This window comes from Gordonia sp. 'Campus', from assembly GCF_022206305.1.
Lineage (GTDB): Bacteria > Actinomycetota > Actinomycetes > Mycobacteriales > Mycobacteriaceae > Gordonia.
The window spans coordinates 121,358-145,277 of sequence record NZ_JAKOIW010000002.1 but is presented as its reverse complement, the minus strand read 5'-3'; the positions used below and the strand labels follow the sequence as shown (position 1 = coordinate 145,277).

Below are 23,920 nucleotides of genomic sequence, written 5' to 3'. Positions count from 1 at the left end.
GGATATTAGCCGATCCCCGGGTCCCCGGTGTCCGTGCTGTGCACAGCCTCGTCCAGCAGGTCGGGCCGACGTGCGCGGGTGCGTTGCAACGACTGCTCGTGACGCCAGCGGGCCACCTTCGCATGGTCGCCGCTGAGAAGGACCGCCGGGACGTCGAGGCCCCGCCAGGTGACGGGACGGGTGTAGCTCGGCCCCTCGAGCAATCCGTCGGAGAACGAGTCCTCCTGATGCGACCGCGGGTTGCCGAGCACCCCGTCGAGGAGTCGTACGGTCGCCTCGATCATCGCCATGACCGCGACCTCTCCCCCGATCAGGACGAAGTCGCCCAGCGACACCTCCTCGACCCGGACCCGCCGGGCCGCATCGTCGAAGACGCGCTGGTCGATACCCTCGTAGCGGCCGCACGCGAACACGAGATGCTTCTCGGCGCTCCAGCGACGGGCGGTGTCCTGGGTGAACGGCACCCCGGCCGGGGTCGGCACCACCAGTAGCGCATCGTCGGGACACACGGCGTCCAGGCAGGGACCCCAGACGTCGGGTTTCATGACCATCCCCGGCCCGCCGCCGTAGGGCGAGTCGTCGACGCTGCGGTGCACATCATGTGTCCAGTCCCGGAGGTCGTGGACATCGACGCTGATGCGTCCGGCGTCGATCGCCTTGCCCAACAAGGCGACTCGCAATGGTTGCAGATACTCCGGGAAGATCGACACGACATCGAGGCGCATCAGGGCGCACCGTCGAGGGAGTCAGGGTTCAGCAGGCCGTCCGGCGGGTCGATGACGATGAGTTCGCGACTGACGCTCGGCACGATCTCACGGACGAACGGGATGAGCACCTCCCGGCCGTCGGTCGTCCGCACCGACAGCAACTCGCCACCGGGAAGGTGGAGGACCGATTCGACGACCCCGATCGCCGTGCCGTCACCGAGTTGCACGGCGACGCCCTCGAGTTCGTGGTCGTAGAACTCGTCGGGATCGTCGGACGGCTCGACCTGTGAGCTGTCGATCAGGAACAGGGTGCCGCGCAGGGCATCGGCCGTGCCGCGATCGGACACACCGGCCAGAGACACGAGCAGCCGCCCGGAATGTTCCCGGGCGGCTGTCACGGTGAACTCGCGTTCCCCGCCACCGCGCGGCAGACGGCCACGCAGCACCGAGTCGCGAGCGAAACGCACATCGGGTTCGTCCGTACGGACGTCCACCACGACCTCGCCACGGATGCCGTGGGACTTCACCACACGGCCGACGACGAGATCCACGGTGCGCTCGATGTTCGGGTGTTCGGTCAGCGGTCGGTGTCGACGATGTCGACGCGCATCCCGCGCCCGCCGATGCCGGAGACGAGGGTGCGCAGTGCGGTCGCGGTACGACCGTTACGACCGATGACCTTCCCGAGGTCATCCGGGTTCACGTGGACCTCGACGAGCCGGCCGCGACGGCCGGTCACGAGGTCGACCTGGACGTCATCGGGGTTCGAGACGATCCCGCGAACCAGGTGCTCGACAGCGTCGGCGACGACTGAGCTCACGCGTCACCCTCGGCGGCGGGAGCCTCGGCAGCCTCGTCGTCCTTCTTGGCGGCCTTCTTCTTCGGGGTGGTCGCGGCGGCGACCGGCTCGTTGTCCGCGGCGGCGAGCGCGGCATTGAACAGGTCGAGCTTCGAGGGCTTGGCCTCGGCGGTCTTCAGGGTTCCCTCGGCGCCCGGCAGGCCCTTGAACTTCTGCCAGTCACCGGTGACCTTGAGGATCGCGGCGACGGGCTCGGTCGGCTGCGCGCCGACACCCAGCCAGTACTGAGCGCGCTCGGAGTCGACCTCGATCAGCGAGGGCTCTTCCTTCGGGTGGTACTTGCCGATGGTCTCGATCACCCGGCCGTTGCGGCGGGTGCGAGCGTCGGCGACGACGATGCGGTACTGGGGGTTGCGGATCTTGCCGAGCCGCGTGAGCTTGATCTTGACAGCCATGTCTACTTCTTTCGTGTGGTCACTGCGCAATTCAGCAGCCCGTCCGGAATGACGGGCCCGGTTTTGCGAATGTTTCGGTGTGACCGTCGGGCGGCCGTGACCGGATCCGACGAACCAGCGAGCCATTGTGCCAGATGGTGCGGCCCGCACAGAAATCCCGGCGTCGGCGACGACCGTCAGGCCATGAGAGCCCCGGAGGGTGTTCCGGCATGTGGTCACCCACCCCGCGAGGACGACCACATGCCGCACGTCGCTTCCGTCACTCGATGTGTTCGTCACCAAGGTGAATCGGTCCATCGGTACCCAGGATGTGCAGCGCCACCCGGAGCCTCCCTCGACCCCCGGCTCCGACGGCGTCTGCGAGTGCCGGATCTGGGCTGACAGCTCCGGACTGGACCGGTTCGTCGTACTCGAACCGTTGCAACGCCGCTGCTACGTTACGCGGCGGTAAGAAGCGCACACCATAGGCCGACTTGTGGCGTTCCTCACACGATGTGGCGGCCCGTGGAGACCACTGCTACCGGGTGCCGCAGCACGCCGAGATCCTCACACGGATTCTCCGCGTACACCACGAAGTCAGCGCGGTGACCGTCGTCGAGGACGTCCGCGCCCAGCCAGCGCCGGGCACCGGTGGAGGCCGCATCAATCGCGCCCGCGGCCCCGAGACCGACCGCAGCGAGCGCCTCGATCTCGTCGACGATGCGCCCGTGCTCGACGAACCCACCCGCGTCGGTCCCGGCGAACACTCGGACACCGGCCTCCCGCGCGGCCTCGAACACTTTCGGGGCCCCGGCATGCAGAGCCCGCATGTGCGCGGCATAGGTCGGGAAGCGGTCCGCGCCATCGGCGATACCCGGGAAGTTCTCCACCTGGATCATCGTGGGCACCAGCGCAATCGAGCGCTGCGCCATCTGTCCGATGAGGTCGTCGGTCAAGCCCGTGCCGTGTTCGATACAGTCGACCCCGGCCGCGATGAGATCGACGAGGGCGTCGGTGCCGAACACATGAGCGGTGATCCGGGCCCCGTGTCGGTGGGCCACCTCGACCGCTGCCTCGATCTGGCCGCGGGTCCACAGCGGTGCCAGGTCGCCGACCTCGCGGTCGATCCAGTCGCCGACGATCTTCACCCATCCGTCGCCGGCCTCCGCCTGCCGCGCGACCTCCGCGGCGAGCTCGTCCGGGTCGTCGAGGTCGATCCCGTAGTCGCGCAGATATCTTTTGGGACGGGCGATGTGCTTGCCCGACCGGATGAAGCGAGGGCAGGCGGGATCGTCGTCGAGCGGATGGGTGTCGAGAGGCGACCCCACCTCGCGGATCAGGAGGGTGCCCGCACGAGCGTCGGCGTAGGCGAACCCCCGCGCCTGCTCGATGTCGACACCGAGCCCGGGCGCTATACCCACATGATTGTGGGCGTCGACGAGGCCGGGAAGAATCCACCCACCGTCGACCGCGGTCTCGGCCTCGGCGACCGGCGTGGCGCTCACGACCCCGTCTCGCACCCAGAATTCGACGGGCTCCCCGGTGAGCGGGTCGGAACCGCGATAGTGGCGGGCCCCGTCTCCGCCCACGACTACTTCTTCTTCTTCGGCTGGAACTGCGAGACGTCGAGCCCTTCGAGTCCGGGCGGCAACTGGTCGAGCCCCGCGGGCATGTTCGACAGGTCCGGGAATCCGGCGGGCATCCCGCCCGGCATGCCGGGGAATCCGCCGCGTGCCTTGGGCGGTGTGGGGCCGCGGCCGGTGCTCTTCTTTCCGCCGCCCTTCTTCCCCTTGCCCTTCTTGCGGTTGGACTTGCGGTTCACCGCGCCCATACCCATGCGGCCCGACATCTGCGCCATCATCTTGCGGGCCTCGAAGAAGCGGTCGACGAGTTGGTTGACCTCGCTGACCGTCACGCCCGAACCGTTCGCGATACGGAGTCGGCGAGATGCGTTGATGATCTTGGGGTTGTCCCGCTCGGCGGGTGTCATGCCCCGGATGATCGCCTGCACCCGATCGAGCTGCTTGTCGTCGACCTGCGACAACACGTCCTTCATCTGACCCGCGCCCGGCAGCATGCCGAGGATGTTGCCGATCGGGCCCATCTTGCGGATCATCAGCATCTGCTCGAGGAAGTCCTCGAGCGTCAGGTCGCCCTGCGTGATCTTGGTGGCGGCGGCCTCGGCCTGCTGCGCGTCCCAGTGCTGTTCGGCTTGTTCGATCAGGCTGAGCACGTCGCCCATACCGAGAATCCGGCTCGCCATCCGGTCGGGGTGGAAGACGTCGAAGTCCTCCAGCTTCTCTCCCGACGACGCGAACATGATCGGCTGGCCGGTGACCTCACGCACCGACAACGCCGCACCACCGCGGGCGTCGCCGTCCAGCTTGGTCAGCACGACGCCGGTGAAGCCGACGCCGTCGGCGAAGGCCTCGGCCGTGGTGACCGCGTCCTGACCGATCATCGCGTCCACGACGAACAGGACCTCGTCGGGAGTGGTGGCATCCCGGATGTCAGAGGCCTGCTTCATCAGCTCCGCGTCGATGCCGAGACGGCCCGCGGTGTCGATGAGGACCACGTCGTAGTGCTTGGCGCGGGCCTCGTCGACGCCGGCCTTCGCGACCGAGACAGGATCTCCGGAGGTGACGCCCAGCGTCCCCTCGCCGCCGACGGACGTGCCGGGGTGCGGCGCGTACACGGGGACCCCGGCCCGCTCGCCCACGATCTGCAGCTGCGACACCGCGCCGGGCCGCTGCAGGTCACAGGCCACCAGCAGCGGCGTGTGACCCTGTTCCTTCAGCCAGTTGCCCAGCTTGCCGGCGAGGGTCGTCTTACCGGCACCCTGGAGGCCGGCCAGCATGATGACCGTCGGAGGATTCTTGGCAAACCGCACCCTGCGGGTCTCGCCGCCGAGGATGCCGACCAGTTCCTCGTTGACGATCTTGACGACCATCTGCGCCGGGTTGAGCGCCGCGGAGACCTCGGCCCCCTTCGCGCGCTCCTTGATCCGCGCGATGAAGGCACGCACCACCGGCAGCGAGACATCCGCCTCGAGCAGGGCCAGTCTGATCTCGCGGCAGGTGCGGTCGATGTCGGCGTCGGACAACCGCCCCTTGCCACGCAGGTCCTTCAGGGCACCGGTCAACCGGTCGGAGAGGGAATCGAACATGATCCCATCCTTCCATGAGGGTCGCCGGTCGTGACATCTAGGAGATCGGCACGCCCGACCGTCCGGTCCCGCCGTACGTCTGCGGTCCGTCGCCGTCCTCGTCGCGTGTGGGCTGCAGCGGCGGACACACCGCGACGATGGCCTCGGTCAGCTCGGCACGCGCGTCGGCGGACTCGACCGCCGGGCGCAGACTGAAGACGTCCACGACGGTCGCACCGAGCGTGGAGACCTTGGCCCAGCGGATGTCGACCCCATACTGCTCGAGCACCGCGCTCACCCGGCTCAGGAGCCCGATCCGGTCGTCGGACCGAACCTCGAGCATCGCCTCGCCATCCGGCGCGTCGAGCCACGTCACCCGCGGCGGGGCCACCGCGAACAGTGCGGGCACCGCGTTCTTCGGGTGCCCTGCCCCGTCGACCTCCGGGTCGGTGCTGCCCGCGCTGGTACCGGTCGACACGAAGGTTCCCGGGACCGTCGCGACGGTGCCGATCGTGGGGATCGGCGAGTCCCGCTCCCGCGCCGCGAGGCGGGCGAGGACGTCGATCTTGCCGTCGACGGACGCGATCAGTTGCTGGCGAAGCAATCCCGCGTCCGGAGGGCTGCCGAACATGGGGACCACGACGAAGGAGTTGATGGCCTTGCCGTCGTGGCTCTGTGCGCACGCGGAGTGCGACCGCAACCCGCCCAGCGCGAGGACGCCGGCCATCTTCGACAACAGCCCGGGCTGGTCGGGCGCGACCATCGTGACGCGATAGGTGTGCTGCCCGTCCGCACGCACGAGACGAACGGCATAGTCCCCCTCGGCCGCGGTCGCCAGCTGATCGGCGGTCAGCGGGTCGGGCTCACTCGGCGGCACTCCCTCGATGTGGCGCATGCATCGCCGGACGAGGTCCTTGATGAGCGACGCCTTCCAGTCGCCCCAGACGCCCGGGCCGGTGGCCAACGAGTCCGCTTCCGCCAGTGCGGCAAGCAGTTCCAGCAGAACCCGGTTGCGTCCGAGGGTGTCGACGACATGCTCGGCGGTCGCCGGGTCGTCGAGGTCGCGTCGCGTCGCGACCTGCGGCAGCAACAGGTGGTGCCGGACCATGTCCGACAGGATCGACACATCCTGCGGCCACAACCCGAATCGGTTGCCCACCTGCACGGCGAGTTCGGCCCCGACGATGCTGTGATCGGCACCGCGCCCCTTGCCGAGGTCATGGATGAGCGCACCCAACACCAGCAGGTCGGGACGCGACACCCGGGTCGTCATCGCGCTCGCGTAGGCCGCGGTCTCCACGAGGTGCCGGTCGACGGTCCAGGTGTGGATGGCATCTCGAGGGGGCAGGTCGCGGACCGCGCCCCATTCCGGCAGGAGCCGACCCCACAGGCCGGTGCGGTCGAGTGCCTCGATCGGGTCGACCATGTGATGGCCGGAACTGAGCAGGACCAGCAGATCGCTCAACGCCTCGGCCGGCCACGGCTCGCGCAATTCGGGCGCGTAGTCGGCGAGCCGGCTCAGCGTCGACGCGCTGATCGGCAATCCGGTACGGGCCGATGCGGCCGCCACCCGCAGGATCAGGCCCGGGTCTTTGCTGGGAATAGCGTTGCGCGCCAACACGATCTCACCGCTGTGCTCGACGACGCCCTCGTCGAGGGGCCGGCGCAGCGGCGAGCGACGCAGCTTCGCGAGCCCGCGCCGCGGCAGGGCGTTGCCCGCTGTCCGCAGACCGACGTCGATGGAGTAACTGATCGTGCGGGCGGAGTCGCTGATGACCCTGGCGAGGTCGAAGCGGTCGCCGATGCGCAGCGCGGCCCCGATCTCGTCGGCATCCTGGGCCTGCACCTGTTCGCGCGGGCGACCCGCGATGCGGTGCAGTTCGGTGCGGATGTCGAGCAGGCGGGTGTAGGCGACCTGCGGGCCCGCGCCCGGGGAATCGGGCCGCAACCCGGCCATGTTGTCGGTGAGTTGGGCGATCGCCAGGGCGCCGAGCAACTGCACGTCACGCAGGCCACCCCGCCCGTTCTTCAGATCCGGCTCGGCGCGGTGCGCGATGTCGCCGGCCCGCCGCCACCGGTCCTGCGCATGCGAGACGACCTCGGGAAAACGGCTGCGGATGTCGTTGCGCCACTGCTGCCGGACGCCGCCGATCAGCAGAGCCGACAGGTCCTCGTCACCCGCGATGTGCCTGGCTTCGAGGAGCCCCAGCGCGGCGGTCACGTCGTCGCCGGCGACCTGCATCGCCTGCGGCACCGTCCGGACGCTGTGATCGAGCGGTATGTTGGCGTCCCACAACGGATACCAGAGACCGTCGGCGACCTCGGAGACCCGTTCGAGGGGCATGTCGTCGTGTAGCAGGATCAGGTCGAGATCGGAGTAGGGCAGCATCTCCCCTCGTCCGAGACCGCCGACCGCGACGATCGCGAAGCCGCTGTGCGACTTGATCCCGAGTTCGGCGCCCTTGCTGGTCAGCCAGAACTCGTGCAGGTCGACGAGCACCTGGCGCAACGCCGGTGCGTCGAGTTTTCCCGTGCGGCCGGACTCGGTGAGTTGCCGTCGGGTCTTGGCCAGGTCTGCAGCGCTTACGGGAGCCTCCGAGGTAGTGGTTCGGCGAGTGTGGATCGGGTGTCGAACGGATCGGCCCCGTACCCGACTGATCGTCGGACACGGGGCCGCTCAACGGGATTCGTCACACGTGTGCGGTTCGCTACAGCGCGTCGCCACCGCGCTCGCCGGTGCGGACGCGAACGACGGACTCCACCGGCGACACCCACACCTTGCCGTCGCCGATCTTGCCGGTCCGGGCGGCCTCGACGATGACGTCGACCACCTTGTCCACGGCGGCGTCGTCCACGACGACCTCGACGCGCACCTTCGGCACGAAGTCGACCGAGTACTCCGCGCCGCGGTAGACCTCGGTGTGGCCCTTCTGCCGGCCGTAGCCCTGGACCTCACTGACGGTCATGCCGAGGATTCCGGCCTGCTCCAGTCCGGCCTTGACGTCCTCGAGCGTGAACGGCTTCACGATTGCAGTGATCAGCTTCATTAGTTATCCCTCTCCACAGGAGTCAGCGTAGTAGCGAATGGCTCTGAGCGTCATGCCAGCTCATAGGCCGTCTCGGCGTGTTCTGCCTCGTCGATGCCGCTCTTCTCGTCCTCGTCGCTGACTCGCCAACCCAGCGGCTTGAGCGCGAAGGCGATGATCGCGGTGAGGATTGCGGTGAACAGGAGCGCGAAGAGCGCGATGACGATCTGGACCACGAGCTGCTTGTAGTCGCCGCCCCAGAAGAGCCCGACGTCCTCGCCGAGGAGGCCGATCGCGACGGTGCCCCAGAGTCCGGCGACGAGGTGGACGCCGACGACGTCGAGGGAGTCGTCGTAACCGAACTTGTTCTTCAGTCCGATGGCCGTCGCGGCGAGCGCACCTGCGACGAGACCCAGGATGAGCGAGCCGATCGGGGTCAGCGAACCACATGCCGGGGTGATCGCGACCAGACCGGCGACGATGCCCGATGCGGCGCCCACGCTCGTCGCGTGCTTGTCGCGGATGACCTCGACCACGAGCCAGCCGATGATCGCGGCGGCCGTCGCGGCGGTGGTGTTGACCCACACCTGTCCGGCGAGGAGGTCGGCACCCAGCTCGGAGCCGACGTTGAACCCGAACCAGCCGAACCACAGCAGGGCGGCGCCGAGCATGACGAAGGGGATGTTGTGCGGACGGTACGCGGTGCGACCGAAGCCGACGCGCTTGCCGATGATCAGGACCAGGACCAGCGCCGCGATACCTGCGTTGATGTGGACCACGGTGCCGCCGGCGAAGTCGATGGGTGCGACGTTGGCTTCGCCGTCGGTGGTACCGAACATCTTGGCCGCCAGGCCGTCCTCACCCGCACCGAGGAGGCCGCCGCCGCCGACCAGGCCGCCCCAGACCATGTGCGACAGCGGGAAGTACACGATCGTCGCCCACAGGACGGTGAAGACCATCCAGGTGGAGAACTTGACGCGTTCGGCGAGCGCACCGCTGATGAGGGCGACGGTGATGACCGCGAAGGTCAGCTGGAAGCCCATGAAGACGATCGCCGGGATGGTGAGGCCGCCGGTGACGTACTGCTCGGTGTCGCCCTCGCCGATGGTGCTCATCAGCTGGTCCGAGCCGAACAGCGCGAACGGATTCGCGAAGATCCCGCCGATGTCGCTGCTACCGGTGATCCCGTCGCTGAACGACATCGAGAAGCCCCACAGCACGTAGACGACGCTGATCGACGCCAGTGCGCCGAAGGACATCATCATCATGTTCAGGACGGACTTGCCTCGCGCCAACCCCCCGTAGAAGAACGCGAGACCTGGGGTCATCAGCAACACGAGCGCGGCCGACACGAGCATGAATGCCGTGTTGCCCGTGTCGATGGGGCCAAACGATTCGTTTGGCAACAGAGCCGAATCCACTACGAAACCTCCTCAGGATGCGCCGACGGCTCGGCGCCTCCAAAGAGATTGTCGGCACTCGGTTTCAGCTGTGGTGCCCCGACGTTTCGGGCGCGTAACCCCCTGGCCGGTTTGTATTTCGCGCGTGTAACGTCCCAGTTCGCTTCTGAGGTGCGTCTCAGAATCGCCGGACGACCGCTAGCGCGGAGTTTCCGATCGCAGATCCCGGGTTCACATCAGCGTCTCCGGCAATCACAGGAGGGCGTCGACGAAGGCCTCCGGCTCGAAGGGCGCGAGGTCGTCGGCCCCCTCCCCCAGCCCGACAAGCTTGACCGGCACGCCGAGCTCCTTCTGGACGTGGAAGACGATCCCGCCCTTCGCGGTGCCGTCCAGCTTGGTGAGCACGACACCGGTGATGTTGACGACCTCGGCGAAGACCCTGGCCTGCATGAGGCCGTTCTGGCCGACGGTGGCGTCGAGCACGAGGAGCACCTCGTCGACGGGCGCCTTCTTCTCGACGACCCGCTTGACCTTGCCGAGCTCGTCCATCAGACCGGTCTTGGTGTGCAGGCGTCCGGCCGTGTCGATCATCACGACGTCGACCCCGGTTGCGATGCCGCGGTCGACCGCATCGAACGCGACCGCCGCGGGATCGGCCTGCTCCTTGCCGCGGACGATCTCGGCGCCGACACGCTCGCCCCAGGTCTGCAACTGGTCGGCTGCCGCGGCGCGGAACGTGTCCGCCGCACCGAGCAGCACACGACGCCCGTCGGCGACGAGCACACGCGCCAGCTTGCCGGTCGTGGTGGTCTTCCCGGTCCCGTTGACCCCCACGACGAGAACCACCGCGGGCCGTCCGGCGTGTGGGAGGGCCCGGATCGAGCGGTCGAGGGTGGGGTCGAGCTGATCGACGAGCACCCGTTTGAGCAGCGCCCGCGCCTCGGCTGCCGACCGGACCGGGTTGGCGGCGAGCTCGGTTCGCAGTGTCTCCACCACGGTGGCCGTCGTCGACGACCCGAGGTCGGCCATGACCAGGGTGTCCTCGATCTCTTCCCAGCTGTCCTCGTCGAGGTCGCCTGCGCCGAGCAGGCCCAGCACGCCCTTGCCGATCGCGCCCTGCGAGCGGGAGAGCCGTCCGCGCAGACGCCCGAGACGGCCGGCGGTGGGCGCGATGTCATCGAGCGGAACCGTCGTGGTCGCCTCTGCCGCGTCGTCGGGGACGACGGTCCCGTCCGGCGCCACGGTCTCGGTCTCGGTGACCTCGGGTGCGGCGGTATCGGTGACCTCGGGTGCGGCGACCTCGGGTGCGGCGGTCTCGGGTTCAGCGACCTCGGGTTCGGAAACCTCCGGTGCAGCGACCTCCGGCGCAGCGGCTTCGGGTGCAGCGGCTTCGGGCGCAGAAACCTCCGGTGCAGCGGTCTCCGGCGCAGCGGTCTCGGGCGCAGCAGGGGCGTCGTCGACGTCGGGCAGGGACACGTCGGTGACACCGCGTCGAACCGAGTCGCGCGGCACGGCGGCGTCGTCGCCGACCCCCGGCTGACCGTCGGTGTCGGTCCGCTCGACCGGCGGCCGCACGGATGGCTCGTCCGGTTTGCGTGCGGGTTCGGGCTTGCGCGCCGGCGGTTCCGCGAGCGCCGTGCCGGTGTCCCCGCGACTGAAGTTGAAGCCCGACCCCGCCTGATATCCCCCGGAACGGTCGACCTGCCGCGTCGTGCCGTCGACGATCTCCTGCGGCTTGTCGTCGGACAGCGAGATGCGACGGCGGCGCGACAGCACGAGGCCGAGCACGATCAGCGCGGCCACGACGAGTACCGCGACGACGATCCCGATGATGATTCCGGTGTTCACTGGCTGGTGTCCTCCTGTTGACCCACGGGCATGTTCACCCCGCGCATGCGCTGCGAGATGACTGTCGTGATGCCATCGCCGCGCATGCTGACTCCGTAGAGCGCATCCGCGACCTCCATCGTGGGCTTCTGATGGGTGATGACGATGAGTTGCGACTTCTCCCGCAGCTGTTCGAAGAGCTTGATGAGACGTCGGAGATTGGTGTCGTCGAGCGCTGCCTCGACCTCGTCCATGACGTAGAACGGTGACGGGCGGGCGCGGAAGATCGCGACGAGCATGGCGACCGCGGTCAGTGACTTCTCACCGCCCGACAGCAGCGAGAGCCGCTTGACCTTCTTTCCGGGCGGCCGCGCCTCCACCTCGATACCGGTGGTGAGCATGTCGCCCGGTTCGGTGAGCACGAGCCGGCCCTCTCCTCCGGGGAACAGGGTCTGGAACACCTGCCCGAACTCGCGCTCGACGTCGGCGTAGGCCTCGGTGAACACCTGCAGGATGCGCGCGTCGACGTCCTCGACCACGTCGAGCAGGTCCTTGCGCGCGGCCTTGACGTCCTCGAGCTGCGACGACAAGAAGTTGTAGCGCTCCTCGAGTGCGGCGAACTCCTCCAGCGCGAGCGGATTGACCTTGCCGAGTGTGTTGAGGTCCTTCTGTGCCTTTTTCGCCCGGGCCTCCTGCGTCGCCCGGTTGTATGGCATCGGAGCGGGTGCGACCACCTGCTCGCCGCGCTCCTTCGCCTGCTCGTACTCCGCCATCTCCAGCTCCGACGGCGGCATCGGGACGTCGGGACCGTATTCGGCGATCAGGTCGTCGGGGGTCATCGCGAAGGTCTCGAGGACCTGCTCCTCGAGTTGTTCGATGCGCAATGCGACCTGCGCGCGGGCCACCTCGTCGCGATGGACGGTGTCCCGCAACGAGTTCAGCGTGCCCGTCAACTCGTTGACCTGGACCCTCAACCCGTCGAGGGTGGCGGTACGGGCGACCCGGATCTCCTCGAGTTCATCGCGTCCGGCCTGGGCCGAGGCCACCGCTGCCGCGAGCCGTTCGGTGACCTGCGCACCCGCGCGTTCGACGGCCGCGGCCACACCGGCGGCCTGGCGTCGGATCTCGTCCTGACGGCGTGCGCGTTCGCGGGCCTCGCGCTCGCGTTGCGCCGCCCGACGGAGCGAGTCGGCCTTGCCGCGGACCGACGCGAGACGTTCCTCCGCGGTGCGCAGCGCCAGCCGGGCCTCCATCTCCGCGCTCCGTGCGACGCCGACGGCTGCCGCGGCGGTGGCGCGTTCGGAGTCATCCGCGGACATCTCGACGCCCTCGTCGGACTCGTCGCGCGCGAGGCGGAGCCGTTCGGTGAGCTCGTGCAGTGACGCGAGGGTCTCGGCCCGGCCCTCTTCGAGGAGTCTGCGCTGGCGCGTCAGTTTGTCGGCTTCGGCGCGCGAGTTGCGCACCTCCTGACCCAGACGAGCCATGTGTTCGTAGGCCGCACCGACGCTGGCGTCGGATTCGTGCAGCGCGGCGAGGGCCTCCTCGGCGGCCTCGCGACGGTCATGTTGTTCGGTGAGTGCGCCGTCGAGCGCCGCCTCGAGTTCTTCCACCCGCCGTCGCGTTGCCGCGAGTTCGGCGGTGGCGGTGTCGATGGCCGACTGGACCTCGAGGGTGGACGGACGACGCGACGAACCGCCCTCGATCGAGGCCGGGCCGATGCGGTCGCCGGCGTGGGTGACCGCACGGACGCCCAGCGAGCGGGCCAGTTCCAGACCGCGGGCCGGATCGTCGACGATGACGGTGTCGGCGAGGACGGTGTCGACGGCCGCCCTGATGTCGTCGGGCGCGCTCACCACCGAGGCCGCCCACCGGGCACCCTCGGGCAGGTCGACCGCGCGGCCCCGGATCGGGGCGGTGAGCCCGCCGCAGATCAGCGCCGCTCGTCCGCCGTCGCCGGACTTGAGTGCCTCGAGTGCCCGGACGGCGGCGACCCCATCGACGGTCACGATGCCGTCGACCGCGGGTCCGAGCGCTCCGGCGATGGCCGTCTCGAAGCCCGGCTCCACGGTCACCAGCTCCGCCATCGGACCGCGCAGGCCCTCCGGGGCGTGTTCGAGCAGCCAGGCACCGCCGTCGCCGCGTTCGAGCCCCATCGAGAGTGCATCCACCCGTGCCGACAGCGACGCGATGGACTGTTCGGCTTGTCGGTGCGACGCCTGCAAGGTGGCGACCCGCTCGTTGGAAAGGTTCAGCGCGGCCACGCACCGCTCGTGGTGTTCGTCGAGCGCACGTTCGGAAGCCTCCAGCTCCGCAAGCTCACCTGCCGCGGAATCCTGTTGTGCGGTAGCGGCTTCGGCGCGCTCGGTGGCCGCCGCGATCCCGGCGGTGAGGCGCGCGGCCTCGCCGTCGACCGATTCCGACCGCGTCCGCAGATTGTCGACCTGGCCCTCGAGCCGGGCCAGCCCCTCGCGACGGTCGGCGATCGCACGTACGGCCGCGAGGTGCGCGGCCTCGGCCGCCTCGGCGACGGATTCGCGCTCGCCCAGCACCTCGCGAGCGGTCTCGAGCTGCTCCGCGGCGATCTCCACGCCCTCGGTGAGTTCGGCCTCCAGCTCGGCGGCCTCCAGAGCCTGCTCGTCCAGCTCGTCCGGGTCGGGGCCGGATGCCTCGGTCGACGACTCGCTCAAGTAGCGGCTTCGTTCCGCAGCGACCCGGCGGGTCGCATCGACACGCTCCGCCAGCGCCGACAGCCGGAACCACGCGCGGTTGGCGGCGGCGGCCGCGGGAGTGATCTCGGCGAGATGCTGTTCGTGTTCGGCGAGTTCGGCGTTGGCCGTGTCCAGCTGGGCCGCGACCTCGTCCTGGCGACGGCGGACCTCGTCTTCGACCGCCGTGTGTTCGGCCATCTCGGCACGGCGGGTGACCAGGTCGTCGGCGGCGAGGCGCAACCGGGCGTCGCGCAGGTCGGCCTGGACGGTCTGCGCGCGGCGGGCGACCTCCGCCTGGCGGCCGAGGGGCTTGAGCTGGCGACGGAGTTCCGCGGTCAGGTCGGTGAGCCGCGCGAGGTTCGCCTGCATGGCGTCGAGCTTGCGGACCGCCTTTTCCTTGCGCTTGCGGTGCTTGAGGACGCCCGCTGCCTCCTCGATGAACGCACGGCGGTCCTCCGGCCGGGACTCGAGAATCGCCGACAGTCGGCCCTGTCCGACGATGACGTGCATCTCCCGGCCGATACCCGAGTCGGAGAGCAGTTCCTGCACATCCATCAGTCGGCACGTACTGCCGTTGATCTCGTACTCACCGGCACCGTCGCGAAACATGCGGCGGGTGATCGACACCTCGGAGTACTCGATGGGCAGCGCACCGTCGGCGTTGTCGATGGTGAGGGTCACCTCGGCGCGACCCAGCGGCGGGCGTCCGGATGTGCCGGCGAAGATGACGTCCTGCATCTTGCCGCCACGCAGCGCCTTGGCGCCCTGCTCGCCCATGACCCAGGTCAGGGCGTCGACGACGTTCGATTTACCGGAGCCGTTGGGTCCGACGACGCACGTGATACCCGGCTCGAAGCGCAGGGTCGTCGCCGAGGCGAACGACTTGAAGCCCTTCAGGGTCAGGCTTTTGAGGTGCACGACGGTACAGAGTACTCACCATCACGATCCGTTTCGGGCTCTGCTCACCGTTCGACGAAGCCGCTGAGGTCCCCTCGCGGCGCGTCGAGGCGTTCGACGACCAGATCGACGCGGCCGGGCGTGTCACCGGACCGCAGTGCGTCGAGAAGGGCCAGCGCGGCGCGCCGTGGTCCCTCGGCGACCACCAGCACGCGACCGTCGGCCTGATTGGACGCATATCCGACGAGGCCGAGCTCGAGTGCCCGCGACCGCGTCCACCACCGGAACCCCACGCCCTGCACATGACCGTGGACATGCGCGGTCAACCGGACGGAGTCTGCGCCGTCGCGGTCGCTGTCGTCGCGGTCGCTGTCGGTGTTGTCGCTGCGGTCACCGGCCATGGGGTCAGTCCGTCTCGATCCGCAGGTCGACCTCGGCACCGGCCTTGACGGTGCGTCCGACCGTGCACACCGCCTCGATGGCGCGCTCGACGACGACGAGAAGCCTCGAGGCGGCATCGGGATCGAGCTCGGACAGGTCGACCTGGAGGATCTCCTCGATCCGGGGATAGACCTCGTTCTCGCGGTCGGCGTCGCCGCTCACGCGGATGGTGGCGTCGTAGTCGTCCCCGAGTCGGCGCGACAACGGGCGGTCCGACGACATGCCCGTGCAGGCGGCCAGCGCGATCTTGAGCAACTCACCCGGGGTGAAGACACCCTCGACGTCCTGCGATCCGATCAGCACCTCGGCGCCGCGTGAGCTGCGGCCGGTGTAGCGCCGCGTTCCGGTGCGATCGACCCACAGTTCGGTGTGTGCCTGCTCGGCGGAGGTGGGATCAGCTGCTGCTTCGGTGGTCATCGACGACGAGTCCTCTCGAAAAGTGGCCGACGTACACCGCCGGCACCGCGAACAATAGTAAGAGCGCCCGATCGCGGATTGTTCCCGGCGCTGAACGACTGCTCACTCTCTCCGTTCCCGCTCACACTTTTTCGGTGAGCGCGAACGGAAGGGGTGAGCGATAACCGGGCAAGGCCGGCGCTCCGCTTCAGCCCCGGGACTCGACGTCGGACGGGCGTCTCTGACATCGCGGGCAGTAGAACGAGCTCCGGTTCATGAACGATTCCCGCCGCATGATCGCTCCACAGCGCCGGCACAGCTCCCCCGCCCGGCCATAGGCGTTCAGCGATCTCTCGAAGTAGCCGGACTGACCGTTGACGTTGACGTACAGCGCGTCGAACGATGTCCCGCCGACCTTCAGCGCCTCCGCCATCACCACGGTGACCGCTTCGATCAACTCGCGGAGTTTCTTGCGGCTGATCGTCTCGGCGATCCGGGCCCCGTGCAGGCGTGCCCGCCACAGCGCCTCGTCGGCGTAGATGTTGCCGACGCCGGAGATCACCGTCTGGTCGAGCAGGACGCGTTTGATCTCGGAGTGCTTGGCGCGCATGCGGTTCACGACCCGTTCGACGTCGAAGGCCGGATCGAAGGGGTCGGTCGCTATGTGCGCCACGGAGACCGGGACATCGGCGGCCGGCATGCCGGCGGGAGCGTAGGCATCGACCGTGTAATCGTCGAGATGCCAACCGCCGAAGGTCCTTTGGTCGACGAAACGCAATTCGTTCTCGTCGTCGAGCAGCGCCCGGACACGGAGGTGGGTGTGGTCCGGTGCGCCGCCGCGAGCGATCAGCATCTGCCCGCTCATGCCGAGATGGACCACGAGCGCGGCGCGGTCGGTGGCGTCGGAGACGTCGATCCACAGGTACTTGCCGCGACGACGCACCCCGGTCACCGCCTTGCCGGTGAGGCGGCCGACGAGGTCGGGCTCGCCGCCCGCGTGCCGCCGCACCGCGCGTGGATGCGCGACGTCGACCGACGTGATCACGCGGCCGACGAGATGGGTCTCGAGGCCGACGCGGACGGTCTCGACCTCGGGGAGTTCAGGCATGAGGTAGCTCAGGCATGTCGGGCATCAGGGGTGGGTTCACGACGCAGATGCGCGCTCGGTCAGCACTTTCCATGCATGCGCCGCCGCCTGCTGCTCAGCTTCCTTCTTGGTACGCCCGACGCCCTCGCCGAGGTTCTCGCCCGCGACGACCGCGACCGCGGTGAACTCCTTGTTGTGGTCCGGACCCGTCGCGCTGATCTGGTACTGGGGCGGGCCGAAACCCCGCTCCGAGCTGAGCTCCTGCAACGATGTCTTCCAGTCCAGGCCGGCGCCCAGCTGTCCGGCCCGCTCGATCCGCTCCTCGAAGAGTCGCAGGATGATCCGCTGAGAAGTCGCGAGACCGTGGCTCAGGAAGACCGCCCCGAACAGCGATTCCAGGCCGTCGGCGAGGATCGAGTCCTTGTCCCGGCCACCGGTCATCTCCTCGCCCCGGCCCAGGTACAGGTACTTGCCGAGGCCGCCCTCGTCGCCGAGGGCGCGTGCGACATCGGCCAGCGCGTGCATATTCACCACGCTGGCTCGGATCTTCGCGAGCTCCCCCTCCGGGCGGTCGGGAAAACCCAGGTAGAGGCGCTCGGTGATGACGACACCGAGCACGGAGTCGCCCAGGAACTCGAGGCGTTCGTTGGTGGGGAGCCCGCCGTTCTCGTACGCATAGGAACGGTGTGTCAGGGCGAGGGTGAGGAGGTCCTCGGGGATGTCGGTGTCGAGGGCTGCGAGCAGCGCGGCGCGGGGGCCGTCCTCGCGCACGGCCTCAGTCACGACGCTTCTGGGTGTCGGCATCGGCGTCACCGTCGGTCGCCTCGCCCGGGGTCTCGTCGGTGAGGTCCGCGAACTTGTTCGCGAGTCCCGCCCACCGGGGGTCGATCAGCTCGTGCCCGTGTCCGGGCTCGGCGATGGCGAGCCGTACACCGCACACCTGGCAGAGACCGGGGCAGTCCGGAGAACACAGCGGAGACATCGGGAGCTCGAGCACCACGGCGTCGATGATCGGCTGTTCCAGATCGATACGGTCATCGACGATGCGGTGGATGTCCTCCGCGTCCGACGTCTGGTCGGTGGTGCTGTCGGGGTAGGCGAACAGTTCGGTGAGGAACACCGTCACCGTCCCGTCCACGGGTTCCAGACACCGGGCGCACTGCCCGACCGTCTCACCGCACACGGTTCCCGTCACCAGGACTCCCTCGCTCACCGCTTCGAGGCGGAGGTCGAGGTCGACGTCGGAATCCGCAGGGATCCCGATCATCTCGACGCCCAGCTTGTCGGGCGTACGCACCGTCCGGTGCACCTCGGACATGGTGCCCGGGCGGCGCCCCAACGACCGGATGTCGAGGACGAAGGGATCGCGCCGCGGCGCCGAACCGGGACCGTGCGACGCCTCTGAAGTCACAGCATGATCAGCCACAAACGCCCACCATACGCTCGCCCTCACGAATCATCGACCGGCGCCGCGCAGCGTGGTGCGGACGCGCGATCCGTGCGTCACACCGCGAGCGGTGAGCCCTGATCGCGGTCGTAGGAGTTGCGGGTCGAGGTCTCCCGCGACCGGGTGTTGTCGGCCCGGTTGTCGCCCCGACCGTGCTCGTCGACGCTGCGCGGGTACTCCACGTAGTCGTGCATGCCGGCCCCGGTGCGCAGCTGATGCCGCCCGCGGTTCACCGAACGCAGGGTCCCGGTGAGGACCTCTTCGAACTGGGCGAGCTTCTCGTCGACGTAGACATCGCAGTCACCGCGCAGGCGGTCGGCCTCGGCGTGGGCCGCGTCGATGATCCGCTCGGCCTCCGACTTGGCCGCACCGACGACCTCGGTCTCCGAAACCAGTCGCTGCTGTTCGGCGATGCCGTCGGCCACCGACTTGTCGTAGGAGTTGTTGGCGGCGTCGATGGTGCGCTGGGCCTCGGCGCGTGCCCGACCGGTGACCGCCTCGAACTCGCGTGCCGCGCTGGTCTGCAGCCGATGAGCCTCGGCGCTCGCGTCGTCGATCAGTGAACTGGAGTGGGCACTGGCCTCGTCGACCATGCGGTCGGCTTGGGACTTCGCCTCGGACAGGATGCGGTCGGCCTCGGCGCGGGCGTGCGCGAGCACGGCCTCGGACTCGGAGTCGGCCTTCGCCACCGTCGTCTCGGCGTGTTCGCGCGCATCCCCGATGAGGGTGTCGCGCTGATCGAGGACGTCCTGGGCGTCGTCGAGCTCGCCGGGGATCGAATCCTTGATGTCGTCGAGGAGTTCCAGTACATCGCCGCGTGGAACGACGCACCCGGCGGTCATCGGCACACTCCGCGCCTCTTCGACAATCGCGACGAGCTCGTCGAGAGCCTCAAATACCCGGTACACAGCCACCCCAATCCGGCGCTTGCCTGTTTGCAACAGTTGGTGAATCTGTGACTATTGTGCCGAATGTTGCGCTTGTGACTCGTGAAGCGGATGGGGTGTGTCGCGTCGGACCGTGGTCAGACCGATCGCTCGCCGGACAGTTGCCGGGCGAGGTGCTCGTGGATGTGCGCGGACAGGAAGGGCGAGACGTCACCGCCGAGTTTGGCGACTTCCTTGACCAGCGAGCTCGACACATGCGCGAAGCGGGGATCGGTCAGCAGGAACACGGTCTCGACATCGGCGAGTTCGCGATTCATCTGCGCCATGGGCACCTCGTAGTCGAAGTCGACCGCCGAGCGCAGGCCTTTGACGATCGTGTGGATCGACTCCTGTCGCAGATAGTCGACCAGGAGTCCCTCCCAGCGGTCCACACGCACGTTGCCCAGGTCGGCGCAATCCTCGCGGATGAGCGCGATGCGTTCGTCCACACTGAACATCCCGCGCTTGTTCGGGTTGACCACCACGGTGATCACCAGCTCGTCGAAGCACGCGGCCGCACGCTCCACGACATATCGGTGGCCGAGGGTGAAGGGATCGAAGGAACCGGGACACACTGCCGTCGTCATGGGCTGAACTTACCGGCCGGCCGCGAGGCGTCAGACCCGGAGACCGACCTCCACCCGGGTGTCGCCGTAGGACTTGTCCGCGATGACGTCGAAGCCCGGGGGCCACACGTCTCCTGATGTCCGACTCGCGCGCTCGACCACGACCAGGGCGCCGTCGGCGAGCCGCGGGAGCAGGAGCCCGAGATCGTCGGCGACGCGGTCCGCCCCGAGGGCATAGGGAGGATCGGAGAACACGAGGTCGAACCGGCGCTCGGGTGGCGACGACAGATAGGCCGACACCGTCCGAGTGGCGACCATTGCCTCCGCAGAGATCCCGCAGGCCTTCAGATTGGACGCGATCGTCGCCACGGCCCGCCGGTTGGAGTCGACGAAGGTCGCCCCGGCCGCGCCGCGGGAGATCGCCTCGATGCCGAGCGCCCCGGAACCCGCGTAGAGATCCAGCACCCACAGACCTTCGAGGCCGAACCTCGCGGCGAGCAGGTTGAACAGCGACTCCCGAACCCGGTCGGAGGTGGGGCGCGTTCCCTCGTCCGGCACGCGCAGCCGGCGGCCTCGCAGCCGGCCGGCGATGATCCTCGTCATCCGGCCATTCTGCAACCCGAAACCCCCTTGCGACCAACCCTGAATCACGTCTTTGTGACTCACTTCACATTGCATGCCTGATCAGGCGTAAGGTAGGCGATCCGGGGGGCAATTTCGACCGATGCATGACTTCGCCGACACGCGTTGTTAACGTCAAATGCGTTATGAGCCCTTCCCACACAAGAACGGCCCCAACAACCACCCTCGCTGTCGACTACCGTGAGCCCACGGTCGACGACGGCACCCGCCTCTGGGAAATCGCTTCGGACTCAAAGGTTCTCGATGTCAATTCGAGCTACGCCTACGTCCTCTGGTGCCACGACTTCGCCACGACCTCCATCGTGGCCGAGGTCGACGGCCGCCCGGTCGGTTTCGTGACCGGATACCGCAGGCAGAACGACCCGTCGACCCTGATGGTCTGGCAGGTCGCCGTCGACGACGACGCCCGCGGCCATGGAGTCGCCGGAACCATGCTGCACCAGCTCTTCGATCGCGCCAACAAGCAGGGCATGGTCGCGATGCACACGACCATAAGCCCGGACAACGTCGCTTCGCAGCGGTTGTTCGCATCGGTCGCCAAGGCTCGCGGCCTGCGGTTCGAGCGGCGAGATCTGTTCCCCGCGAACACATTCCCGGATTCGCACGAACCCGAGGACCTGTACATGCTGGAACCGGAGATCCCCGAGCCCTGACTCGGACGAGATCCCTCTCGCATATCCCGCCATCCCGGCGGTATCGGGCACCACTTCGGGTACCCACCACGCAGAGCTGTACTGCAGCTTCGGTCGACAAGGCCGTCGCGCAACAGGTTTCACCGCAATAGGCCTGAAAGTTCTCTGTCACAACAGAAGGAAGCACGATCATGCAACTTCTCGACACCACCATCGACGATTCCGTCTTCACCACCCACGAATCCGAGGTTCGCAGTTACTGCCGCAACTGGCCGACTGTGTTCACCACGGCCAAGGGTTCGTACATCACCGACCAAGAGGGTCGCGAGTACCTCGACTTCTTCGCCGGTGCCGGTTCGCTGAACTACGGGCACAACAACCCGGTCCTGAAGAAGGCGCTTCTCGAGTACATCGAGGCCGACGGGATCACCCACGGTCTCGACATGGCCACCGTGGCCAAGGGCAACTTCATCCAGAAGTTCACCGATCACATCCTCGAGCCGCGTGGCCTGGACTACAAGATCCAGTTCCCGGGACCGACCGGAACCAATGCGGTGGAGTCCGCACTCAAGTTGGCCCGCAAGGTCACCGGTCGCACGTCGATCATCAGCTTCACCAACGCATTCCACGGTATGACCCTCGGTTCGCTCTCGGTGACCGGCAACTCCATGAAGCGTGCCGGCGCGGGCATCCCGCTCGTCCACGCGACCCCGATGCCGTTCGACAACTACTTCGACGGCGTCATGGAGGACTTCCACTGGTTCGAGCGCGTCCTCGACGACTCGGGCAGCGGTCTCAACCGTCCCGCCGCGGTCATCGTCGAGACGGTGCAGGGCGAGGGTGGCGTCAACGTCGCCCGCCCCGAGTGGCTTCGGGCCCTCTCCGACCTGTGCCAGCGACGCGACATCCTGCTGATCGTCGACGACGTGCAGATGGGTTGCGGCCGGACCGGCGAGTTCTTCTCGTTCGAGGAAGCCGGCATCAAGCCCGACATCGTGACGCTGTCGAAGTCGATCAGCGGGTACGGCCTGCCGTTCGCTCTCACGCTGTTCAAGCCGGAACTGGACGTCTGGACCCCGGGTGAGCACAACGGGACGTTCCGCGGCAACAACCCCGCGTTCGTCACGGCCGCGAAGGCAATCGAGACCTACTGGTCCGACGACAACCTGACCCGTGACATCCACGCCAAGGGTGAGCGCATCCACGAGGTCTTCACCGACCTGTGCAACCGCTACGAGGGCATCACGACCCGCGGACGCGGCATGGTGCGCGGACTCGCCTTCGAAGACCACACCGCGGCCGGCAAGGTCTGCGCGTCGGCCTTCGGCGCGGGGCTCCTGGCCGAGACGTCGGGTCCGTCCGACGAGGTCGTCAAGCTGCTCCCGCCGCTGACCATCTCCCGCGAGGACCTCGACCGCGGCCTGACCATCCTGTCCGACGCAGTCAAGGAGGTGATCGGATGATCGTCCGCACCACAGAAGAGATCACCGGTACCGAACGCGAGGTCGCCGACCCGAAGGGCAACTGGGTCTCCAAGCGCATCGTGCTCGGGGGCGACCAGGTGGGCTTCTCGTTCCACGAGACCACCATCAAGGCCGGTTCGGTGAACGAGTTCCACTACGCCAACCACGTCGAGGCGGTCTGGCTCGTCGAGGGCACCGGCAACCTTCTCGATCGCGAGACGGGTGAGACCTATCCCCTGGCTCCCGGCACCATGTATCTGCTCAACGGGCACGAACGGCACACCGTGACCGCCGATACGCAGATGCGCATGCTGTGCGTGTTCAACCCGCCGGTGGTCGGCACCGAGGTGCACGACGAGAACGGCGTGTATCCGCTGGTGGCGGTCCCGCAACCGTCCGGCAAGCACGCCGAGGAACCCGTTTCCTGACGTCTGCGGCCCGCGCGCAACGAACACTCGAGTACGCACCCTGCCTATCCTGGGCAGGGTGCGTACTCGTCTCCAGCTCGGAACCACCCCCGCCGAGCACACCCCGCTCGACGACGACGTCGAGGACCGCATCGCCCTGGCCGCGGACATCCTGGCCAGCCGCCGTGTCGCGGTGCTGACCGGCGCCGGCATCTCCACCGACTCGGGCATCCCCGACTACCGGAGTCCGGGCTCGCCGCCCCGCACCCCGATGACCCTCGAGATGTTCCTGTCGTCGGCGGACTTCCGACGCCACTATTGGGCTCGCAATCACCTGGGCTGGCGGCACATGGACGCGGCCCTGCCGAACAGCGCACATCTCGCGCTCACCGATCTTCAACGCCGAGGCCGGGTGACGCGGGTCCTCACCCAGAACGTCGACATGCTGCACACCAAGGCCGGAACACGCGGAGTCATCGAGTTGCACGGCTGCTACGGACGCGTCCGGTGCCTCGACTGCGGCTGGCGCATCTCACGGCACCAGCTGGCGGTTCTGCTGGAGGCGGCGAACCCGGGATTCGCCGAACGCGTCCGCGGTCAGGGAGCGATCGAGGTGGCCCCCGACGCCGACACGACCCTCGCCGACACCTCCGACTTCGCCATGATCGACTGCGCCAACTGCGGCGGAATCCTCAAGCCCGACATCGTCTACTTCGGTGAGACCGTTCCGAAAGATGTTGTCGACGAGGCTTATTCGGTGGTCGACGACGCTGACGCGCTCATCGTGGTCGGTTCGTCGCTGACGGTCATGTCCGGGCTGCGGTTCGCCCGCCGGGCTCACCGCGCAGGCAAGCCCCTCATCATCGTCAACCGCGGCGTGACCCGCGCCGATGAACTCGCAGTGTTGAAGATCGACCACGAGGCCGGGTTCGTACTCCCCGCGCTCGCGACGTTCTGACCCGTCCGGGGG

The 23,920-nt window shown here is 68.2% G+C and carries 23 protein-coding genes; 4 read left to right on the top strand and 19 right to left on the bottom strand.

Annotation, left to right across the window (positions count from 1 at the left end):
- Positions 1-5: 5 nt before the first annotated feature.
- The 19 genes from trmD to rsmD all read right to left on the bottom strand — a co-directional run bounded on the left by trmD (position 6) and on the right by rsmD (position 20,409).
- Positions 6-725, bottom strand: coding sequence for a tRNA (guanosine(37)-N1)-methyltransferase TrmD (gene trmD / locus MAY35_RS02680; RefSeq protein WP_238419083.1), 720 nt, complete (start codon positions 723-725; stop codon positions 6-8).
- A complete protein-coding gene (rimM, locus tag MAY35_RS02675) occupies positions 725-1,258 on the bottom strand; it encodes a ribosome maturation factor RimM (protein WP_238419082.1) in 534 nt (177 codons plus the stop codon). The genes trmD and rimM overlap by 1 nt, the downstream gene beginning before the upstream one ends.
- Positions 1,259-1,284: 26 nt before the next feature.
- Complete coding sequence (locus MAY35_RS02670; RefSeq protein ID WP_238419081.1) at positions 1,285-1,527, bottom strand: RNA-binding protein; 243 nt, start codon at positions 1,525-1,527, stop codon at positions 1,285-1,287.
- Positions 1,524-1,961 (bottom strand): 30S ribosomal protein S16, encoded by a 438-nt coding sequence (gene rpsP / locus MAY35_RS02665; protein WP_004572302.1) that lies wholly within the window; start codon positions 1,959-1,961, stop codon positions 1,524-1,526. Before rpsP ends, MAY35_RS02670 begins: the two co-directional genes overlap by 4 nt.
- 485 nt (positions 1,962-2,446) lie before the next feature.
- Positions 2,447-3,529, bottom strand: coding sequence for an amidohydrolase family protein (locus MAY35_RS02660; RefSeq protein WP_238419080.1), 1,083 nt, complete (start codon positions 3,527-3,529; stop codon positions 2,447-2,449).
- 2 nt (positions 3,530-3,531) lie between these two features.
- Positions 3,532-5,106, bottom strand: a complete 1,575-nt coding sequence (gene ffh / locus MAY35_RS02655) for a signal recognition particle protein (RefSeq protein ID WP_238419079.1) — start codon at positions 5,104-5,106, stop codon at positions 3,532-3,534.
- A gap of 37 nt (positions 5,107-5,143) precedes the next feature.
- Complete coding sequence (locus MAY35_RS02650) at positions 5,144-7,708, bottom strand: [protein-PII] uridylyltransferase (RefSeq protein WP_238419355.1); 2,565 nt, start codon at positions 7,706-7,708, stop codon at positions 5,144-5,146.
- 85 nt (positions 7,709-7,793) lie between these two features.
- Positions 7,794-8,132 (bottom strand): P-II family nitrogen regulator, encoded by a 339-nt coding sequence (locus MAY35_RS02645; protein ID WP_004572306.1) that lies wholly within the window; start codon positions 8,130-8,132, stop codon positions 7,794-7,796.
- A gap of 50 nt (positions 8,133-8,182) precedes the next feature.
- The gene (locus MAY35_RS02640; protein WP_245403566.1) at positions 8,183-9,469 is read right to left on the bottom strand and encodes an ammonium transporter; all 1,287 of its coding nucleotides are present in this window, start codon (positions 9,467-9,469) and stop codon (positions 8,183-8,185) included.
- A 294-nt stretch (positions 9,470-9,763) separates the two neighbouring features.
- Entirely contained in the window at positions 9,764-11,359 is a 1,596-nt protein-coding gene (gene ftsY / locus MAY35_RS02635; RefSeq protein WP_238419077.1) for a signal recognition particle-docking protein FtsY, read from the bottom strand.
- Positions 11,356-14,964, bottom strand: coding sequence for a chromosome segregation protein SMC (smc, locus tag MAY35_RS02630; RefSeq protein ID WP_238419076.1), 3,609 nt, complete (start codon positions 14,962-14,964; stop codon positions 11,356-11,358). The genes ftsY and smc overlap by 4 nt, the downstream gene beginning before the upstream one ends.
- Before the next feature lie 44 nt (positions 14,965-15,008).
- Positions 15,009-15,344, bottom strand: coding sequence for an acylphosphatase (locus MAY35_RS02625; protein ID WP_238419075.1), 336 nt, complete (start codon positions 15,342-15,344; stop codon positions 15,009-15,011).
- Positions 15,345-15,348: 4 nt separating this feature from the next.
- Positions 15,349-15,801: an OsmC family protein gene (locus tag MAY35_RS02620; protein ID WP_238419074.1), complete on the bottom strand. Its 453-nt coding sequence runs from the start codon at positions 15,799-15,801 to the stop codon at positions 15,349-15,351.
- A 187-nt stretch (positions 15,802-15,988) separates the two neighbouring features.
- The gene (gene mutM / locus MAY35_RS02615; protein ID WP_238419073.1) at positions 15,989-16,888 is read right to left on the bottom strand and encodes a bifunctional DNA-formamidopyrimidine glycosylase/DNA-(apurinic or apyrimidinic site) lyase; all 900 of its coding nucleotides are present in this window, start codon (positions 16,886-16,888) and stop codon (positions 15,989-15,991) included.
- Positions 16,889-16,924: 36 nt separating this feature from the next.
- The gene (rnc, locus tag MAY35_RS02610) at positions 16,925-17,650 is read right to left on the bottom strand and encodes a ribonuclease III (protein ID WP_238419353.1); all 726 of its coding nucleotides are present in this window, start codon (positions 17,648-17,650) and stop codon (positions 16,925-16,927) included.
- Positions 17,643-18,293, bottom strand: a complete 651-nt coding sequence (locus tag MAY35_RS02605) for a DUF177 domain-containing protein (RefSeq protein ID WP_238419072.1) — start codon at positions 18,291-18,293, stop codon at positions 17,643-17,645. Before MAY35_RS02605 ends, rnc begins: the two co-directional genes overlap by 8 nt.
- A 77-nt stretch (positions 18,294-18,370) precedes the next feature.
- On the bottom strand, positions 18,371-19,222 hold the full coding sequence (locus tag MAY35_RS02600; RefSeq protein WP_238419350.1) for a DivIVA domain-containing protein: 852 nt from the start codon (positions 19,220-19,222) through the stop codon (positions 18,371-18,373).
- Between the two features lie 116 nt (positions 19,223-19,338).
- Positions 19,339-19,827 carry a pantetheine-phosphate adenylyltransferase gene (gene coaD, locus MAY35_RS02595; protein WP_238419071.1) on the bottom strand — a complete coding sequence of 163 codons (489 nt, stop codon included), beginning with the start codon at positions 19,825-19,827 and terminating at the stop codon, positions 19,339-19,341.
- A 30-nt stretch (positions 19,828-19,857) separates the two neighbouring features.
- A complete protein-coding gene (rsmD, locus tag MAY35_RS02590; protein ID WP_238419070.1) occupies positions 19,858-20,409 on the bottom strand; it encodes a 16S rRNA (guanine(966)-N(2))-methyltransferase RsmD in 552 nt (183 codons plus the stop codon).
- A gap of 164 nt (positions 20,410-20,573) precedes the next feature.
- Between rsmD and ectA the strand changes: the two genes are divergently transcribed.
- The 4 genes from ectA (at position 20,574) to MAY35_RS02570 (ending at position 23,908) form a co-directional block, all read left to right on the top strand.
- Positions 20,574-21,101, top strand: a complete 528-nt coding sequence (ectA, locus tag MAY35_RS02585; protein ID WP_238419069.1) for a diaminobutyrate acetyltransferase — start codon at positions 20,574-20,576, stop codon at positions 21,099-21,101.
- A gap of 170 nt (positions 21,102-21,271) precedes the next feature.
- On the top strand, positions 21,272-22,543 hold the full coding sequence (ectB, locus tag MAY35_RS02580) for a diaminobutyrate--2-oxoglutarate transaminase (RefSeq protein WP_238419068.1): 1,272 nt from the start codon (positions 21,272-21,274) through the stop codon (positions 22,541-22,543).
- Positions 22,540-22,971 carry an ectoine synthase gene (locus tag MAY35_RS02575; RefSeq protein ID WP_101818662.1) on the top strand — a complete coding sequence of 144 codons (432 nt, stop codon included), beginning with the start codon at positions 22,540-22,542 and terminating at the stop codon, positions 22,969-22,971. The genes ectB and MAY35_RS02575 overlap by 4 nt, the downstream gene beginning before the upstream one ends.
- A gap of 58 nt (positions 22,972-23,029) precedes the next feature.
- On the top strand, positions 23,030-23,908 hold the full coding sequence (locus tag MAY35_RS02570; protein WP_374237911.1) for a Sir2 family NAD-dependent protein deacetylase: 879 nt from the start codon (positions 23,030-23,032) through the stop codon (positions 23,906-23,908).
- Positions 23,909-23,920 lie beyond the last annotated feature (12 nt).

Bases quoted from the DNA above. Each gene is read 5' to 3' on its own strand.
- trmD (WP_238419083.1), bottom strand. From the start codon at position 725: ATGCGCCTCGATGTCGTGTCGATCTTCCCGGAGTATCTGCAACCATTG.
- MAY35_RS02640 (WP_245403566.1), bottom strand. From the start codon at position 9,469: ATGCTCGTGTCGGCCGCGCTCGTGTTGCTGATGACCCCAGGTCTCGCG.
- rsmD (WP_238419070.1), bottom strand. From the start codon at position 20,409: ATGACGAGGATCATCGCCGGCCGGCTGCGAGGCCGCCGGCTGCGCGTG.
- MAY35_RS02625 (WP_238419075.1), bottom strand. From the start codon at position 15,344: ATGGCCGGTGACCGCAGCGACAACACCGACAGCGACCGCGACGACAGC.
- MAY35_RS02645 (WP_004572306.1), bottom strand. From the start codon at position 8,132: ATGAAGCTGATCACTGCAATCGTGAAGCCGTTCACGCTCGAGGACGTC.
- coaD (WP_238419071.1), bottom strand. From the start codon at position 19,827: ATGACGACGGCAGTGTGTCCCGGTTCCTTCGATCCCTTCACCCTCGGC.
- rpsP (WP_004572302.1), bottom strand. From the start codon at position 1,961: ATGGCTGTCAAGATCAAGCTCACGCGGCTCGGCAAGATCCGCAACCCC.
- ectA (WP_238419069.1), top strand. From the start codon at position 20,574: ATGAGCCCTTCCCACACAAGAACGGCCCCAACAACCACCCTCGCTGTC.
- MAY35_RS02620 (WP_238419074.1), bottom strand. From the start codon at position 15,801: ATGACCACCGAAGCAGCAGCTGATCCCACCTCCGCCGAGCAGGCACAC.
- ectB (WP_238419068.1), top strand. From the start codon at position 21,272: ATGCAACTTCTCGACACCACCATCGACGATTCCGTCTTCACCACCCAC.
- MAY35_RS02575 (WP_101818662.1), top strand. From the start codon at position 22,540: ATGATCGTCCGCACCACAGAAGAGATCACCGGTACCGAACGCGAGGTC.
- mutM (WP_238419073.1), bottom strand. From the start codon at position 16,888: ATGCCTGAACTCCCCGAGGTCGAGACCGTCCGCGTCGGCCTCGAGACC.
- ffh (WP_238419079.1), bottom strand. From the start codon at position 5,106: ATGTTCGATTCCCTCTCCGACCGGTTGACCGGTGCCCTGAAGGACCTG.